Consider the following 16,102-nt stretch of genomic DNA (forward strand, 5'->3'; position numbering starts at 1 on the left):
CGCAACAGTCTAGCGTCCCAGCTATCTGTCGGTTGACTTCCGGTTGGGGAATTTCGACGGTCACTGGAGACCACGCCCCCGCAGTCAGGCCGCGAATACCTCCCGATCGACTGTCAGGGATCCATCAACCACACGATAAACATTATCCATCCGATGCAGGTGTCCGCGGTCGTGTGTCACGAGAAGAGTTGCAGCATTGTGTTCTCGCACGACTCCGATGATCAAATCCATGACCGCCGCGCCACGTTCCTGATCGAGCGCGCTCGTGGGCTCATCCACCACCAACAGTTGCGGATCGTTCATCAAGGCGCGCGCGAGATTCACCCGCTGACGCTGACCACCGGACAGTTGCCCTGGACGCTTCCCGCTGTGATCTGCCAATCCAACCGCATCGAGCAAATCCATCGCTTTCGCTTTCGCAGCTTTGCGACGCGCCCGCGACGTGAACACGGACTGCCCCAGATGCGCCATCACCTCGAGCTGTTCGAGGGCCGTCAACGACGACACCAGATTGGATTGCTGGAACACGATGCCGATGGACGTGCGTCGAAGTTCGGACGCGTCGCGGCGGCCGAGTGTCGCAAGATCCGTGGCTTCGCCGCCGGTGCGCAGGTAGACGTGGCCCGAGTCCGGGCGAATAAGCGTCGACGCCACCGCGAGCAGGCTGGACTTTCCCGAACCCGACGGGCCGGTGATCGCGGCAATCTCCCCGCGATCGAGCCGCAGGGACACGTCGTCGAGAGCGGTGACGCGGGATTGTCCGTCGGGAAATGTCAGGTTGACGTTTTGGATGTCGAGAACGGTGCTTCCGGCTGCAGAGGTCATCGCGAACTCCCTAGTGCTGTGAGCGGATCAGTGGTGAAGAGGAATCGAAGAGCAAACGCGGCGCCGAGCAGGCCGAGCCCGATGAGCGCCACTGCGGGCACCAGAGTTGTGGACGCGTCCAATACGAAAGGCATCGAATCGCCGATCACCGAACCGGCGATCGCAGTCAAGCCGATTCCGAGCGAAACGCCGACAACAAGCACGATGAACGCCTGGCCAAGCGCGTCGCGGACCAAGGAACCCGACGTCGCGCCGAGCGCTTTCAACGTTGCGATATCCGGCATGCGCTGGATCGTCCACACCGTGAAGAATGCGCCGATCACGAGAGCCGAGATCGCGAGCAACATCACCGTCATCAAGGTCAACGACCCGTTCTCGGACTTGTACGACCCGATGGCATCGAGCGAGCCGGTCACCGTCGTCGACGTTGTTGATGCCGCATCGTCGATTGCCGAAGGATCCGACGCGCCGGATACAGCCAGAATTGTTGCTACCCCGCCGCGCGGATTCAGGTCCTGCCAATCCGCGAGTGTCGTCCAGACGACGGGAGTGTGGCTGTACCAGTCATCGCCGCGAACTGCGCTGACGGTGAACTCCCCGGAGCCGATGCTGACTCGGTCACCGTCGGCTGCGCCCAAGTCCCGGGCGGCGCCCTCGCTGAGGACCACCGTTCCCGGAGCGTCGGGCGTCCGGTTGCCGAAACCGCCGTCAGCACCGAACAGCGCCACCGACTTCTGGTTCGAGCCCACCACACCGGCCTTACCGCGGCCGATGCCGACGGGATCCACAGTCTGTGCGCCTGCCGTCCAGGCTGCGAGTTGATCAGCGGTGAGTGCCGATTCGTCGAACGACGCACCCGCCCCGGTATCGGCGAACACGACGGTATCCGCCGTCATCGACTCGATGGCAGAAACATTCTGATGGCGTAGCCCGGCGGTCAAACCGCTGAGAAAGCTGACCAGCAGTGCAACCAACAGAACCACCGCCGAGATCAGCGCGAAACGACCTCGCGCTGCCCGTAAGTCCTTCATTGCGACAAACACTGTGAATTCCTTTCCTGTGCTTGCCTCTACACTCCCGCTGATCCACACTCTTTCCATCGCACCTCGGACGGACATCGCGGCCAACCGAAGTAGGACCCGCGATTACAACTTTTGATGGATGGCGCGGCGCCGAACCTGGTTAAGCTGGGCGAGATGCACCGATCACCGCTCACACCTGTCTTTGCCGGCCTCCAACTCGGCCTGCACATACTGGTTGTTGCGCTGGCCGGCGTTGTTCTTCTGAGGGCGATCGTCGACGAAACCGCGGCGACGCCGTACATCATCGCCTTGACGGTGATCTTCACCGCGATCTACCTGTTCGGGGTGGTCAAGCGCCTGCGCGGGAATGCCGCGCGCTGGTGGCTGGCCCTGCTGACCCTCGTGTGGATAGTTCTGATGGCGCTGTCCGCCGAGGCTGCCTACCTCGTTTTCGGTCTGTTCTTCCTCTACGTTCACCTGCTACGACGCCCGTGGAGCCTGGTAGCGGTAGTGACCGCGACGTCGGTCGCGGTGATCGGAACAGGTCTGCACCGGGGATGGTCCATCGCGGGGGCAATCGGTCCGATGATCGGCGCCGCTGTCGCGGTTGCCATCGGACTCGGCTATCAAGCGCTGTACCGGGAGGCCGCCGAGCGCGGTCGCCTGATCGACGAGTTGATGAACACGCGTGAGGAATTGGCGTCGACGTCACGAGATGCCGGCAAACTTGCAGAACGCGAGCGACTCGCCGCCGAAATTCACGACACTGTTGCCCAAGGTCTTTCGAGCATCCAGATGCTGCTGCATGCCGCAGAACGCGCCGATCCGAACAGTCCCGCCGTGCGTCAGATCAGCCTCGCCCGCGAAGCTGCAGCAGACAGCCTTGCCGAAACCCGGCAACTGATAGCGGAATTGACACCCGCAGCGCTGGATGGTCAGTCACTGTCCGACGCACTTGGCCGAATCTGCGAGCGCGCGTCCAGCGCTCACATCGAGGCCCGTGCCGTAGTCGAAGGCGAGCCGATCGCGCTACCGATGCCGCTCGAGGCAACCCTCGTCCGGATCGCTCAGGGCGCGGTGGCGAACGTTCTGCGCCACGCCCACGCCACTCGAATGGCCGTGACACTCACGTATTCCACGGACACCGTCAGCCTCGACATCGTCGACAACGGTGTCGGTTTCGACATCTCGGTCCTGGATCGCGGGCCCGCCGAATCTTTTGGACTCAACGCAATTCGGCGACGTGTCCAACTGCAAGGCGGCACTTTCGACATCGAGTCGGAGCCAGGGCACACTGCAGTCACCGTGACCTTCCCCCTCGAGATCGGCGACGAATGATCCGTTTACTGCTGGCCGACGATCACGCCATCGTACGAGCCGGTTTGCGCGCTCTCCTCGAGAGTGAACCCGACATCGAAGTGATCGGTGAAGCGGGAACCGCCGAAGAGGCCATCGCATTCTGCGCCACCACACCAGTCGACTTGGTACTCATGGATTTACGGTTCGGCCCTGGAAAATCAGGCGTCGACGCCACCCGAAGTGTCTGCGCACTGCCTGACCCACCTCACGTACTTGTGGTGACGAATTACGACACCGATGCGGATATCCTCAGCGCCGTCGAAGCCGGAGCCAGCGGATACCTACTCAAGGACACTCCGCCGCCAGAACTCCTCGCGGCGGTCCGCTCTGCCGCTGCGGGCGACAGCGTTCTTTCTCCCGCAATCGCATCCAAGTTGATGACCCGGGTCAGAAAACCCGAAACCAGCCTCAGTCCACGAGAAATCGAGGTTCTGAAGCTGGTAGCGGCCGGAAAGTCGAACCGCGAAATCGGCAAGGAACTGTTCCTCAGCGAGACTACGGTCAAATCTCACCTGGTCCACATTTTTGGCAAGCTGGGCGTGAAGTCACGAACCTCCGCGGTCGCCCGGGCTCGGGAGTTGGGCTCGATCTAACCTGTCCGAAATGCCTCTTGATTCGAATATATGCCCGCCAGGGCCCAGTCCACCGAGACTGAACCCTATAGCCGCGGGACTATGTCCTCCTTGCGACAGCATCTGTCCCCACATCGACAGGCCGAAACCCTATGGTCGAAGCATGTCTTTCTGCGAGCCCGCCCGCGTCGTATCCGTCGTGTCCCTGACACCGCACATGCGGCGGATCAGCATCGAGGCAGAAGGCGACTGGCATTGGCCGACCGGCGGGCAGGGTGACGAGCGAATCGACCTCGCCTTCCCCAAACCCGGCGAAACAGAGGCGAATTACGAGTTCTTCAACATTCCCGACTACGGCAAAGCCGAACTGGGGACCGAGCCGCCGTGGCGGCACTACACAGTGCGCAAGGTGCACGACGGTGGTCGACGTCTCGACATCGACTTCGTCGTGCACCCTGGCGGTATTGCTGCGGATTGGGCCTTGCGGGCGGAACCCGGACACCTACTCGGCGTTTTCTGGTCCGATAGTTCGCGCTCTCATTACCAAGCCCCGGCCGGCCCACGCTGGCAACTGCTTGTCGCAGACGCAACGGGACTCCCGGGTTTGGGCAGGATTGTCGAAGAACTCCGCGAAGGCGATGTCGCACACGCGATCATCGAGGTGGAAACGGAAGAAGATCGACAGGCATTAGTCACTCGCGGCGAAGTCACGTACACGTGGCTCACGGGGAGTGGTCTCGGAAAGGCACCGAGCGCACTTTTCGATGCTGTCGAGAAGGTAGAGTTCCCTGACTCCGATTCAGAGAATACCTACGCCTGGGTGGCGTGCGAAAGCGCAACAAGCCGACGAATTCGTAAGCATCTGAGGGAAGTTCGTGGAATCTCCCGCGACAAGCACAATGTTGTCGGGTATTGGCGAGAGGGCGCCGACGGTCATGTCTCCGGCATGAACAGCGAGGACGTTACCGTCGGCGCCTGAGCGCGGTGATCACTCTGCCGAAGTCTCGGCAGGATCTTCAGTGGACTCACCGGCAGATTCTTCGGCGGGCGCTTCAGCCGGCTTCTGGGCCAGCAGTTCGAACAGCGCGCGCCGCGCTTCGGCAAGAATCGCCTCTGCCTGAGCTACCTGCTCGGGTGTTCCGCCAGTGGCTACCGCAACTACGGCGCCTCGGAGAAGACCCGTCTCGGTGCGAAGTGCGGCACTTGCCTCGGTGAACTCCGGGCGACCGCCACGGCCACCAAATTCTCCGCGTCCTCCACGACCTTCGGGGCCGCCATGACCTCGACGATCAGGGCCGCCACGGCCGCGTCGGCCTTCGGGACGACCTTCAGGCCAGCCTTCGGGGCGACCGCCGAATCCGCGACCTTCACCGAATCCGCGGCGTTGACCGCGATCCCGGCGCTGGTGTCCACGTCCGCAGTCTTCGCGGCGTTCTTGCATTTCTGGGTTGTTGTGTGGGGCGTACATGTTGTCCTCCTGGACTGTTTGTGTTTGTTTGACGTATCGACGATATATCGACAATAGATCGAACGCAAGGGTTTGAAGAAAAATTCCTGCCCCGCCCGGGAACGTAGGCTGACATCGTGAATCCCGACCCCGCAGCCCAGGCCGCCGACGTACTCCGACGGATGGCCCTCGACGAAACACTCAAAGAGCGCACGATGGCCAATCCGGCATCCGCAGCAATTGCGCGCAGAGTCGCCGATCGCTACATCGGTGGCGAAACGATGGACGAAGCCTTCGATCGCCTGCCGGCGATCTTTGCCCGTGGGCATAAGGGCAGCATCGAATACACCGGGGAGAGTGTTCGTGACGCTGATGTCGCGAACGCCGAAACCGACGTGTTCGTCGAACTGGCGGAGCGCATCGGCAAGACGGGCGTCGACAGCACGGTGTCATTCGACCTATCGCACATCGGTCTCGTCGTCGATCCGGAGTTGTGTTACCGCAACGTCGTTCGGCTCGCCGAAGCAACCGAGCGTGCCGGAGCCGAACTGATGATCTCGGCCGAAGGCTCCGACCGTACCGATCTTGTACTCGACATTCACGGCCGACTAGCGGAACGGTTCACTCACGTCGGTGTCACCGTTCAGGCGAGACTGCACCGGACGGCGCAGGACATCGCAACACTCCTCGATCGGCCCGGGCGCATCAGACTGGTGAAAGGCGCGTTCCTGGAACCGGATTCAATTGCATACCCACGCGGAAGTGCCGAGTTGCAGGACGCATACCTGACGTACGCGTCGAAGATCGTCAAGGCCGGACATCTCGTAGCGATCGCAACACACGACCGCGACATCCTCGAAACACTTCGAGCAGAACATGGTTCGGCATTGGCTGCGGAACACGTCGAGTTCGAGATGCTGCTCGGCTTGGGAACCGAGCAACTGGACGCTTTGCATGCCGACGGTTTCACCACTCGCGAATACGTGATCTTCGGGACCGAGTGGTGGCTCTACGTCCTCAATCGCATTGCCGAGGAACCAGCGCGCGTCTTCACGGCAATTGCCGACGCCGCAGTCTGATCAAAACATGCAGTGGAGCCGCACTGGCCCCACTGCATGTTCTCCCTACTGCTCGAGATGCATCTTGATACGCGCGAGGGTGGTGTCGATCCCGGCCGCAATGATCTGATCTCGGCCGCGGCCGAGAACGCCACTACCGGACAGAATCCGTACATACCGGGGCGCAGTCGCGAATATTTCACGAGTCTCGGTGAGCAGAGTGCCCGTTCCCGACGGCTCCACGAGGAAGCTCCATCGCGCCTTCGACTCAGCTACTTCGAAGGCGAACTTCTGCCCACCAACAACTTCGGTAATGGTGCAGCGGGTACTCCACCGCACCAGACCATGCTTGTTGGTTCCCTTGAATGTTGCGCCCACCGTACCCGGCTTTCCGGAAGTCCAGGCACCACCGGTATTTTCGGGACTGAAACGACCCATCCCTTCGAGGTCGCTGACCAAGGTCCAGACGGAGTCGGGCGTGGCTTCGATGTACGCGCTCGAGCGATCCACCTGGACGCCTACCGACCCGGAACCCAGGACATGATCTTGATGGCATGGGGCATGATCTTGGCCCACAGCTTGGCCGGAACTCCGCGTGGCCCACCAAGATTCATGACCCGAGTGGTCGCAACCGTCTGCGGCTCGGTGTACTTGATCAGACCTTCGGCACCGTGACGGCGTCCGACGCCCGAAACTCCCATGCCGCCCATCGGCGCAGCGGTGCTGCCCCAGGTAGGTGCGTAGCCCTCGTCGACGTTGACGGTTCCGGCGCGGACTCGTGCGGCAATCGCTTCACCGACGGCCTTGCTTCCCGCCCACACGCTGGCATTGAGACCGTACTCGGTGTCGTTTGCAGCGGCGATTGCCTCTTCGGCGTCCTTGACGGGGTAGATCGAAACGAGGGGGCCGAAAGTCTCGTCGCGGTAGCACTCCGCATCCTCGGGCACGCCGGTGAGGAGTGTGGGCTCGTAGAACAGCGGTCCGATATCCGGGCGCGCCTTTCCACCGGCAATGACGGTGGCGCCCTTCACCACAGCGTCGTCGACATGCGAGGAAATAGCCTTGACCTGGGCTTCGGAGACGAGGCTGCCCATCTCGATTCCGAATTCGTACCCGGCGCCGATGTTCATCTTCTTGACGCGGTCACCGAACATCCGGATGAACTCGGGTGCGATGGACTCTTCGACGTAGATGCGCTCGATGGAAATACACAACTGGCCGGAGTTGGAGAAACACGCGCGCACCGCTGCGTCGGTGACCTCACGCAGATCTGCGCCGGCCAGAACGATCATCGGGTTCTTGCCACCGAGTTCTGCGGAGAATCCGATGAGACGGCGGCCGGCCTGCTCGCCGAGTAACTGTCCGGTGGCAGTGGAACCAGTGAACATGAGGTAGTCGGTGTTCTCGACCAGCGTTGTTCCGACAACGCCGCCCGGACCGGGAACAACAGCAAAGAGATCGCGGGGAAGCCCTGCCTTGTAGAGCAATTCGACGCAGGCAAGAGCGCAGTACGGAGTCTGGCTGTCGGGCTTGAGAACAACACCGTTACCGGCGAGAAGCGCGGCAATGGCGTCGGACACCGCCAGCGTCATCGGGTAGTTCCACGGCGAGATGACGCCGACAACACCCTTGGGCTGGTAACGCACAACCGTCTTGGTCAAGCCGGGGAGCATTCCGGATACTCGGCGCGGACGCAGCAGCTTCGGGGCGACGCGCGCGTAGTGCCGCGCCGTCATCGAAATGTCGAGAACTTCTTCTTGCGCAGCCGCGCGGGACTTGCCGGTCTCCGCCTGTGCCATGTCCATGAGTGCGTCGCGGTTCTCGAGGATGAGGTCGCGGTAGCGATGGAAAATCGCGGCACGCTCGAGGACGGGGCGCTTTGCCCACTCCTTCTGCGCGACGCGGGCGCGAGCGATAGCGGCAAGTGCGTCGTCGGCGGTGCCCACGGGGATGGTCGCCAGCTCCTTGCCGGTGAACACCTCGGTAATGGACTTCGTCGGGCGATCGGCAGCATTGTCGATGGCGATCAGTTCGGCGAGCCGCGAGAAGGTCGCAGCGGACGGAGCTGGCATTTCGGTACCCCTACTGGTGAGTAGTTCTTGGAGTTACGTATAACTTACCCCGTCGGTGGTGCCGATCACAGTACGGCGTTTTGCAATCATCAGCGACATCACAGCGGCGATCGCGCACAGAGCGCCTGCCACGTAGAAGGCCGCGTCGTACGAGCCGATCTGATCACGGACCAGGCCCGCCAGGAACGCCACCAGGCCGGCACCGATCTGGTGCGACGCCAGCACCCAACCGAACACGATGGGAGCGTCGGCGCCGAAGTGCTGACGACACAGCGCGACAGTCGGCGGAACCGTCGCCACCCAGTCGAGTCCGTAGAAGATGACAAAGGCGATCATCGGCGGGTTCACCGTGTTCGCGAGGAGCAGCGGCAGGAAGAGCAGCGAGATTCCGCGAAACAGGTAGTAGATGCCGAGCAGTTTCCGCGAGTCCACCCGGTCGGTGAACCACCCCGACGCGATGGTTCCGACCATGTCGAGGATTCCGATCAACGCCAGCAGTGACGCGGCCGTGGTGATCGGCATCCCGTGATCGTGCGACGCCGGGACGAAGTGCGTGCCGATCAGGCCGTTGGTGCTCGCGCCGCAGATCGCGAAAGTGCCCGCAAGAAGCCAGAACACCTTGGTCTTCGAGGCCATGATCAGCACGGAGATTGCACGGCCCCCGGCGCCGCCACGCTGATGAACCGGCGCAGCGGGCGCGACGTAATCGGCGGGTGCACCGTACGGCGTCGTCCCGACGTCCGACGGGTAGTTGCGCAGGAACAACAGCACAAACGGTACGACGGCCAACGCGGCGAACGAGACCGTGAAGGCGACGCTCTTCCAGTCGTAGGTTTCGGCGATCTTTGCCAGGACGGGCAGGAACACCAATTGGCCGGCCGCACCACCGGCTGTCAGGATGCCGGTGACGAGCCCACGCTTCTCGACAAACCAGCGGTCGACGACGGTGGCGACAAAGGCCAGTGCCATCGATCCGGTCCCCAAGCCGACAAAGACGCCCCACAGCAGGATCAACTGCCAACTCGACGTCATGAAGATCGTCAAACCACTGCCGAGCGAGATCAACGCCAGCGCGGAGGTGACAACAGCGCGGATACCGAAGCGCTCCATCAGGGCCGCCGCGAACGGCGAGGTGAGTCCGTACAGGACCAGGTTCACCGATACGGCAGCCGAGATACTGGCACGTGACCAGCCGAAATCCTCATGTAGGGGGTCGATCAGAATGGATGGTGCCGCTCGGAAACTGGCAGCACCGACCAGCGCCAGGAAGGCCACGATCGCCACCGACCAGGCACGGTGAAAGCGCGGCGGGCGCACCCGCTGTCGGCCCGATTCAGGGAGAGCGATCTCAGAAGTCACAAGAGGATTCTGCTGTACATCGCCAACCCGCGACAGTGGCCAGATTGCCAATATATGAAAGAATCAGGCCATGAGCGGACCGCATCGCGTTGTTGTCCTTGCCCTCGACGGTGTCATTCCCTTCGAGCTCGGCATCCCGGCGCGTATCTTCGGACGCGCGGTCGACGCCGAGGACAAGCCTCTGTACGAGATCCTCACCTGCACTGTCGATGGCCGGCCCGTGCGAACGGATGCCGATTTCAGCATTACGGTCGACCACGGCAGTGAACTACTCGCCACAGCGGACACCGTCGTCATTCCGGCGTCGTACGAACTTGGTCCCGCCTACGAGGACGGTTACCTCTCCCCCGAGTTGGCGGCGGCATTCGAACACATCCGCCCCGGGACGCGGCTTGTGTCGATCTGCACCGGCTCGTACGTTCTGGCTGCGGCCGGCCTGCTCGACGGCTTGAGGGCCACCACTCACTGGCGCAACACTGATCACTTCCAGCGCATCTACCCCAAGGTGAAGGTGGACCCCGACGTCCTGTTCGTCGACGAGGGCCACATTCTGACCTCCGCCGGAGTGGCCTCAGGAGTGGACCTGTGCCTACACATCGTGCGGCGTGATCACGGCATGGAAGTGGCGAACACCGTCGCCCGGCGATGCGTCGTACCGCCGTGGCGCGACGGTGGGCAAGCCCAGTACATTCGACGCCCGCTGGCCGACAAACCTTCCGAATCGACTGCCGCCGCTCGGCATTGGGCTCTCGAGCATCTCCGGGAACCGATCACTCTGACGGACCTGGCGAATCGCGCCAACATGAGCGTCCGCACCTTCAGTCGCAGATTCCGCGACGAGGTCGGGACAACGCCGAACCGCTGGCTCACCGCTCGGCGTATCGATCACGCCCGCGAACTACTCGAAGAAACCGATCTCTCGATCGACACGATTGCGGCCCGCACCGGATTCGGGACCGCCACATCGATGCGTCAGCACCTCAGTGACACGCTCGGCGTCTCGCCGAGCGCCTATCGCCGCACTTTCCAGGCACCGGGGTAAATCTGCCATTCCCGGCAACTACCCTGGAGGTATGGCTGAATCGACCCGCCCGAATTTCCTCCAGTACTGCGGATACCTTCTGGGCAAGACCCTCCCTGACAAGTACCAGGATTGGGTTCGGAACGATCTGGTCGGACCGGGCGCCCAGGTTCGCTACATCGTTCGTTTCACGGTGCCGGCGACGCTCATCCTCCTGCTGTTTCTCCTGATTCCGGGACCCATTTGGATCCCTCTCGCCATGATGGCGCTACTGCTCATCCCGCTGGCCTATTTTGTCGTGGCGCTTGGCAACATCTACCGCCGTCACCGCCTTCAGAGTCACGGCCTCGATCCCGAACTCATGAACGAGAAAGCCCAGCGCCGCGCCGATCGCACTCGTGAGGACTACGAAAAGCGGCACGGCCGCTGACAGCCTCACGAGTGCGATCGGCCGAGCGAGGTCAACAAGCCCCGGGGTTCACCTCTCCGCCCGCGAGCATTCTTGTCGTGAAGTCCATCGCGTCGTTGTAGGACGCCGCGATTGCTCCGCGGTGATCGGCACCCTCGTAGGTCTTGAACTCGATGTCCGAGCCCTTGGCGCAGTAGTCCTTGACTGCACCGGACGTACTTGCCACCGAGACAAGAACATCCGTGGTTCCCTGCGCGAACAAGGTGGGCACCTTCGGGGTTACGGTCGACAGTTCCTGCTCGTTCAGGTTTGCTGTCAACGCCGTCAGATCTGCACCCTCACGGAAGATCTGATCAACGGGGACAGTCGGTACCGCACGCACTGCCGCCAGGCACCCCGTCCGGGCAGCCTCGAGGAGCGGCTGAGCCTGGTCCGACAACAAGTCTTCAGGAACTACAGACGGATCAACTGCCTGTACGCCCAGCAGGATGACCGGAACAAACGGCACACCCCCTGCCATAGCCTGATTTCCCGTAGCAACCATTGCCGGAATCTGGGCCGTGCCGTTTCCGGGAGCTATCGATACCGCACCCTTCAGATTCAGTTCCGGTGCGCGGTCCTTGCCGATCTGCGACGTGAAAGCGGCTGCCTGCCCACCCTGGCTGTGACCCATCGCAAACCAGTCCTTGCCAACCTGATCGTCCACCTGCCGAGCGGCTCGAACGATATCGGTCACGGTATTGGCTGCGCTGGTCCCGTTCATGTACGAGTGACCGCCGGGAGTACCAAGACCCTCGTAGTCGGTTTGGACCACAACGTACCCACTGCTGACCCACTGGTCGAGCGTCTGGTCGACCACCGACAGGTAGTCGTGAACCGGACCGGCGGGAGTATCCGCCGACGGCGCACAGGCGTCGGCAACTCCGGTTGTGCCGTGCGCCCAACTGATCACCGGCCAACCACCTGCCGGGGCAGGCGTCTTGGGGATAGCAACAACGCCAGAGACGAGAATCGGTTCACCTGAGGCACTTTGGGACATATAGGTGATACGTTCGTTCTTCGCCGCACTGGGCAGCGCGGCAGATTCGGTGAGATTGTGCGCGGTGATCAGAGTTCCCGGCGACAGTTGTGGTGCCTGCGGATCTCCGAAGGACAATGACCCTTCGGCCGACGCCGGGGCAGCAAAAGCTGCTACCGATGCAGCCGCACACAGTGCCAGAGCTCCACTGGACACTCGGATCAGACGCTTCTTGCGGTCGATCTTCACGAAAACTCCTCCAGATGAGTGAAAGTCAGTGCAGTGAAAGTCAGTGCAGTGAAAGTCAGTGCAACGCAACCGTTGCGCCGATCAAACCTTGTGCCTCGTAGATCTTGGCTGCGACTTCGTCTCGCATAGCCACGAACTCGGGGGTCGAACGGACAGCGGTGTCGACGGGTTCGCGATTGTCACCTTTGAACCACACCTTGCGGTCGTAGATGACGCGACCCGGCCTGGCGCCCATCACAATCACTCGGGTTCCGAGGAAGATCGCCTCTTCCACACTGTGAGTGACGAAGAAGACCGTCTTACGACGCTCGCGCCACAAGTCGAGCAGTTCGAGCTGCAACTTCTCGCGGGTCATGGCATCGAGTGCACCAAAAGGCTCGTCCATCAGGATAATTCGCGGGTCTGTGATAAGTACACGCGCAATCTGGCAGCGTTGCTGCTGGCCACCGGACAGCTCGTAGGGCTTACGGTCACCATACAACTCCAAGCCGACCATTTCCAGCATCCGATCGGCCTCGGCGGCACGCTCGGCGCGAGGAACTCCCCGCATCTTCAGCCCGAACTCGACGTTCTTCCGCACCGACAACCACGGGTACAGATTTGCTTGCTGGAACACCACACCACGATCCGGGTCCGGCCCCTTGATGTGAGTGTTCCCGACCATGATGGTTCCCTCGGTCGGCGCTTGGAAACCGGCAAGCATTTGGAGGAGCGTCGTCTTGCCACAACCGGACGGTCCGACTACGCAGACAAATTCTTCCGGTTCGAAAGTCAAGCTGGTGGGGGCCAGCGCGAGTACCGATTCACCTGCGGTGACGTACTCCTTCCGCACTTCGGTGAGTACGACGCGAGTGCTGAGGTCTGTAGCCGTGCTTGTCATGACTGGCCCACTTTCGTCACTGCGTCCGTGTAGATTCCCTCGGCGTAGGTGCTGCTGGGGCTTACTGCGTCGATGTTTCCCTGCTGCAGCAGGAATTCCGCAGTGCCGAAAAGACTTTGAGTGAATTCGCCGCCGAGGAAGGCGGGGCCGGCTTGCTCCGCCGCCGAGAGGTACGTGTAGCCCGCCAACTGCGGCTTGATGACGTCGGGGGCAATACCGAGTTGAGCAGACATCGATACTGAGGCACCAGTGGGATCGGCGTTGATCCGGCCGGCTGCGTAGTCCTGCAGCTTGGTCCACATGAGCATGAATTCCGGATTGGCGGAGACGAATTCAGTGGTAGCACCCGAGAGATCGAACGTGGGCGCGCCCTGTGTCGCAACATCAGCGCTACTCATGACGATGTGACCGTCGGCCGTCAGCTTCGACAGCGTCGGATCCCACACCCAGGCCGCGTCGATCTGTCCACCCTGCCACGCTCCGAGCATTGCGTCCGGTTTCAGACTCATGAGGGTGACATCGGCAGTCATGTTTGCCGCTCCGAGGGCTGCAAGCAGACTGTAGTGCGACGTACTGCCGAACGGTGTCGCGATTTTCTTGCCCTTCAACCCTTCCAATGTGGTTATCGATGGGTCTTTGACAACGAGGGACTCGGCTTCGCCGATCACGTCCTGGATCCAGACGACCTGCATGGGGATATTCAGCGGTGCCGACAACGCCATTGTTGCCGGACTCGACCCCAAGGTTCCCAGATCCAGGCTTCCGGAACCGAAGGCCTGCACTACATCCTGCCCCGAACTGAACTTGCTCCACGTGATATCCGCATTGGGCATGCACGCCTCGAGCAGTCCCTGATCCTTGACGATCAGGTCACCGTTCGGAATGTCCTGATACCCGATCCGTGCCGATGTAGTCACCGATTCATCCACTGTGACAGGACAACTCACTGAGCTGTCCATCGAGCGGCTCATCTCACCTCGACCCGTTTCCACACACGCGGTCAAAGTTGTTCCCAGAGCTGCAGCGGAAACCACCGCGATTGCAATTCGCCTCGACTGACCGGTCATGCCTTACCCTTCCATGGTGCTACGAGTGTTCCGATTGCCTTGATCGCGGAGTCGAGAACAAGTGCGGCGCAACCTATGACGATGATGCATGCGATTGTGAGTGGTGTATTGAGCTGCGTGCCGGCAAGATAGGCCAACCCGCCGATACCGGGTATGCCGTTGTTGAGTTCCGCGGCCACCACGGTGGTCCACGCAAAGCCGACCGCGATTCGAATACCGTTGATCACTTCCGGCAGCGTCGACGGAAAGACCACATTGGTCAGTACCTGAGTTCGGCTCGCACCCAGAGCTCGCGCGGCGTTGATCTGATCGACCTTCACCGAGGTGACGCCGTTGAGTGTGGCTATCGCGATCGGCGGGAAGGCAGCGAGGAACAGCAACCAGATCTTGGAGGTGTCACCGATACCGAACCAGACGATCAGCAGGCCGATATAGCCGAGTGGCGGCAACGCACGCAGAAAGTTCAGGTACGGCTCCACGAAGGTTCTGATCGGGACGGACATTCCCATCGCAAAACCGATCAGCGGACCCACGATCACGGCCGCGCCGACGCCTGCCGCTATGCGCTGACCGCTGGCGATCAAATGTTCCCAGAGAAAGTAGTTCTGTTCGCCGAGCACTTCGCGGTCGACACCGGGCGCCACCTGATGCCAGGTGTTGGCCCGAATGAACGCATCCCACACCGAACCTGGTGAAGGAAGGAATAATTCGTCGATCACACCGGCTGCGGTAACACCCCACCACGCCACGAGGAACGCAACCAGAGCCGCAATCCGGACTCCGATGGAGCGCACCCGTTCCGGTGTGAAGATCGGTGTGCGCTTCTTCGCAGACACCGCGGGCGGAGGAGTAGGTACACGCGTAGCTTCTGTTGAACTCGGTGAAGCAGTTGAACTCGGTGAAGCAGTGGTGGTCATGCCGTCCTCCTGTGCACTCGCTGAGCTGAGGTCTGGTCGCGAGCCAGTACAAGCATCGAGTCGACGTTGACTCGGCTCGGGCGGGTCACAACCCAGGCAACGCATTCCGCGATGTCGTCCGCGGTCAACGGATCGGCGCCGGCGTACACCGCGTCGGCGCGCTCCTTGTCGCCACCGAAGCGCACCATGCTGAACTCCGTCTCCACCATGCCGGGATCGATCTGGCAGACGCGGATGGGTTCACCGAGCAGTTCGAGGCGAAGAACCCGAGTGAGCGCTGTCACAGCATGTTTCGCGGCGTTGTACCCACCACCGCCGAGGTAGGGCTCGCGTCCGGCAATCGACCCGATGGTGACGACAGTAGCGTTTCCGCTCTCACGAAGGCGCGGGAGAAGTCGCTGTGTGACGCGCAGTACACCGAGCACGTTGACGTCGAACATCGCGGACCAGTCGGCTTCGTCGGTATCGGCGATACTGTCGGCTCCCAATGCGCCGCCGGCATTGTTGACCAGCACGTCACACCGCTCGATCGACGCGCAGAAGGCGTCGACCGATTCGACGTCCGTCACATCGAGAGACAGAGCGCGAGCACCTGTTTCACGTGCCAACTCCTCGAGTCGATCCATTCTGCGTGCACCCATCACCACGTCGAAACCCTCTTTGACGAGGTGGCGCACCGTAGCGGCACCGATGCCGCTGCTGGCCCCGGTGACCACGGCAACTGGAGCTTTCATGACGGACATAGTTGTGAACTCCTCGATGAATGATGTTTCGGCCCTGAGAGATCCGCAGACACGAGATCCCGACGGCGGTGAATGAACTGCTCA

The 16,102-nt window shown here is 61.8% G+C and carries 17 protein-coding genes; 6 read left to right on the top strand and 11 right to left on the bottom strand.

Translation table 11 applies throughout. The annotated features are described in order from the left end of the window. Positions 1–84: 84 nt before the first annotated feature. Complete coding sequence (locus tag RG2_RS24985; RefSeq protein WP_033235380.1) at positions 85–825, bottom strand: ABC transporter ATP-binding protein; 741 nt, start codon at positions 823–825, stop codon at positions 85–87. Further along, positions 822–1,868: an ABC transporter permease gene (locus tag RG2_RS24990; RefSeq protein ID WP_033235440.1), complete on the bottom strand. Its 1,047-nt coding sequence runs from the start codon at positions 1,866–1,868 to the stop codon at positions 822–824. The genes RG2_RS24985 and RG2_RS24990 overlap by 4 nt, the downstream gene beginning before the upstream one ends. A 114-nt stretch (positions 1,869–1,982) precedes the next feature. Here RG2_RS24990 and RG2_RS24995 point away from each other — a divergent pair, with 114 nt between their 5' ends. The 3 genes from RG2_RS24995 to RG2_RS25005 all read left to right on the top strand — a co-directional run bounded on the left by RG2_RS24995 (position 1,983) and on the right by RG2_RS25005 (position 4,757). After that, the gene (locus RG2_RS24995; protein ID WP_033235379.1) at positions 1,983–3,185 is read left to right on the top strand and encodes a sensor histidine kinase; all 1,203 of its coding nucleotides are present in this window, start codon (positions 1,983–1,985) and stop codon (positions 3,183–3,185) included. Next, positions 3,182–3,799, top strand: a complete 618-nt coding sequence (locus RG2_RS25000) for a LuxR C-terminal-related transcriptional regulator (protein ID WP_033235378.1) — start codon at positions 3,182–3,184, stop codon at positions 3,797–3,799. The genes RG2_RS24995 and RG2_RS25000 overlap by 4 nt, the downstream gene beginning before the upstream one ends. A gap of 142 nt (positions 3,800–3,941) precedes the next feature. Then, positions 3,942–4,757: a siderophore-interacting protein gene (locus tag RG2_RS25005; RefSeq protein ID WP_033235377.1), complete on the top strand. Its 816-nt coding sequence runs from the start codon at positions 3,942–3,944 to the stop codon at positions 4,755–4,757. A 9-nt stretch (positions 4,758–4,766) separates the two neighbouring features. On the opposite strand, the gene RG2_RS32455 is transcribed toward RG2_RS25005, so the two are convergent. Continuing rightward, a complete protein-coding gene (locus RG2_RS32455; RefSeq protein ID WP_230590243.1) occupies positions 4,767–5,246 on the bottom strand; it encodes a hypothetical protein in 480 nt (159 codons plus the stop codon). A gap of 116 nt (positions 5,247–5,362) precedes the next feature. Here RG2_RS32455 and RG2_RS25015 point away from each other — a divergent pair, with 116 nt between their 5' ends. Further along, positions 5,363–6,304, top strand: a complete 942-nt coding sequence (locus RG2_RS25015; protein WP_033235375.1) for a proline dehydrogenase family protein — start codon at positions 5,363–5,365, stop codon at positions 6,302–6,304. A gap of 45 nt (positions 6,305–6,349) precedes the next feature. On the opposite strand, the gene RG2_RS25020 is transcribed toward RG2_RS25015, so the two are convergent. From RG2_RS25020 to RG2_RS25030, 3 genes are read right to left on the bottom strand one after another with little or no spacing between them, the layout of a single operon-like run. Beyond that, the gene (locus RG2_RS25020) at positions 6,350–6,793 is read right to left on the bottom strand and encodes an SRPBCC family protein (protein WP_033235374.1); all 444 of its coding nucleotides are present in this window, start codon (positions 6,791–6,793) and stop codon (positions 6,350–6,352) included. Between the two features lie 8 nt (positions 6,794–6,801). Beyond that, positions 6,802–8,355: a succinic semialdehyde dehydrogenase gene (locus RG2_RS25025; RefSeq protein ID WP_033235373.1), complete on the bottom strand. Its 1,554-nt coding sequence runs from the start codon at positions 8,353–8,355 to the stop codon at positions 6,802–6,804. Between the two features lie 33 nt (positions 8,356–8,388). Further along, on the bottom strand, positions 8,389–9,714 hold the full coding sequence (locus tag RG2_RS25030; RefSeq protein ID WP_033235372.1) for an MFS transporter: 1,326 nt from the start codon (positions 9,712–9,714) through the stop codon (positions 8,389–8,391). A gap of 70 nt (positions 9,715–9,784) precedes the next feature. Here RG2_RS25030 and RG2_RS25035 point away from each other — a divergent pair, with 70 nt between their 5' ends. After that, positions 9,785–10,756: a GlxA family transcriptional regulator gene (locus RG2_RS25035; protein ID WP_033235371.1), complete on the top strand. Its 972-nt coding sequence runs from the start codon at positions 9,785–9,787 to the stop codon at positions 10,754–10,756. Between the two features lie 31 nt (positions 10,757–10,787). Next, positions 10,788–11,165 (top strand): DUF5313 family protein, encoded by a 378-nt coding sequence (locus RG2_RS25040; RefSeq protein WP_033235370.1) that lies wholly within the window; start codon positions 10,788–10,790, stop codon positions 11,163–11,165. A gap of 31 nt (positions 11,166–11,196) precedes the next feature. On the opposite strand, the gene RG2_RS25045 is transcribed toward RG2_RS25040, so the two are convergent. The 5 genes from RG2_RS25045 to RG2_RS25065 all read right to left on the bottom strand — a co-directional run bounded on the left by RG2_RS25045 (position 11,197) and on the right by RG2_RS25065 (position 16,018). Beyond that, positions 11,197–12,384, bottom strand: coding sequence for a lipase family protein (locus tag RG2_RS25045; protein ID WP_033235439.1), 1,188 nt, complete (start codon positions 12,382–12,384; stop codon positions 11,197–11,199). An 82-nt stretch (positions 12,385–12,466) separates the two neighbouring features. After that, entirely contained in the window at positions 12,467–13,291 is an 825-nt protein-coding gene (locus tag RG2_RS25050; RefSeq protein WP_033235369.1) for an ABC transporter ATP-binding protein, read from the bottom strand. After that, positions 13,288–14,208, bottom strand: a complete 921-nt coding sequence (locus RG2_RS25055; RefSeq protein ID WP_230590239.1) for a taurine ABC transporter substrate-binding protein — start codon at positions 14,206–14,208, stop codon at positions 13,288–13,290. The genes RG2_RS25050 and RG2_RS25055 overlap by 4 nt, the downstream gene beginning before the upstream one ends. A gap of 146 nt (positions 14,209–14,354) precedes the next feature. Continuing rightward, a complete protein-coding gene (locus RG2_RS25060; protein WP_080711777.1) occupies positions 14,355–15,275 on the bottom strand; it encodes an ABC transporter permease in 921 nt (306 codons plus the stop codon). Further along, the gene (locus RG2_RS25065) at positions 15,272–16,018 is read right to left on the bottom strand and encodes an SDR family NAD(P)-dependent oxidoreductase (RefSeq protein WP_033235367.1); all 747 of its coding nucleotides are present in this window, start codon (positions 16,016–16,018) and stop codon (positions 15,272–15,274) included. Before RG2_RS25065 ends, RG2_RS25060 begins: the two co-directional genes overlap by 4 nt. Positions 16,019–16,102 lie beyond the last annotated feature (84 nt).

The organism is Rhodococcus globerulus NBRC 14531 (assembly GCF_001894805.1).
In the GTDB taxonomy this organism is placed as follows: domain Bacteria; phylum Actinomycetota; class Actinomycetes; order Mycobacteriales; family Mycobacteriaceae; genus Rhodococcus_F; species Rhodococcus_F globerula.

Coding starts and splice junctions, on each gene's coding strand:
- RG2_RS24985 (WP_033235380.1), bottom strand. CDS start 825: ATGACCTCTGCAGCCGGAAGCACCGTTCTCGACATCCAAAACGTCAAC.
- RG2_RS24995 (WP_033235379.1), top strand. CDS start 1,983: ATGGATGGCGCGGCGCCGAACCTGGTTAAGCTGGGCGAGATGCACCGA.
- RG2_RS25000 (WP_033235378.1), top strand. CDS start 3,182: ATGATCCGTTTACTGCTGGCCGACGATCACGCCATCGTACGAGCCGGT.
- RG2_RS25005 (WP_033235377.1), top strand. CDS start 3,942: ATGTCTTTCTGCGAGCCCGCCCGCGTCGTATCCGTCGTGTCCCTGACA.
- RG2_RS32455 (WP_230590243.1), bottom strand. CDS start 5,246: ATGTACGCCCCACACAACAACCCAGAAATGCAAGAACGCCGCGAAGAC.
- RG2_RS25025 (WP_033235373.1), bottom strand. CDS start 8,355: ATGCCAGCTCCGTCCGCTGCGACCTTCTCGCGGCTCGCCGAACTGATC.
- RG2_RS25035 (WP_033235371.1), top strand. CDS start 9,785: ATGAGCGGACCGCATCGCGTTGTTGTCCTTGCCCTCGACGGTGTCATT.
- RG2_RS25040 (WP_033235370.1), top strand. CDS start 10,788: ATGGCTGAATCGACCCGCCCGAATTTCCTCCAGTACTGCGGATACCTT.
- RG2_RS25050 (WP_033235369.1), bottom strand. CDS start 13,291: ATGACAAGCACGGCTACAGACCTCAGCACTCGCGTCGTACTCACCGAA.
- RG2_RS25060 (WP_080711777.1), bottom strand. CDS start 15,275: ATGACCACCACTGCTTCACCGAGTTCAACTGCTTCACCGAGTTCAACA.
- RG2_RS25065 (WP_033235367.1), bottom strand. CDS start 16,018: ATGTCCGTCATGAAAGCTCCAGTTGCCGTGGTCACCGGGGCCAGCAGC.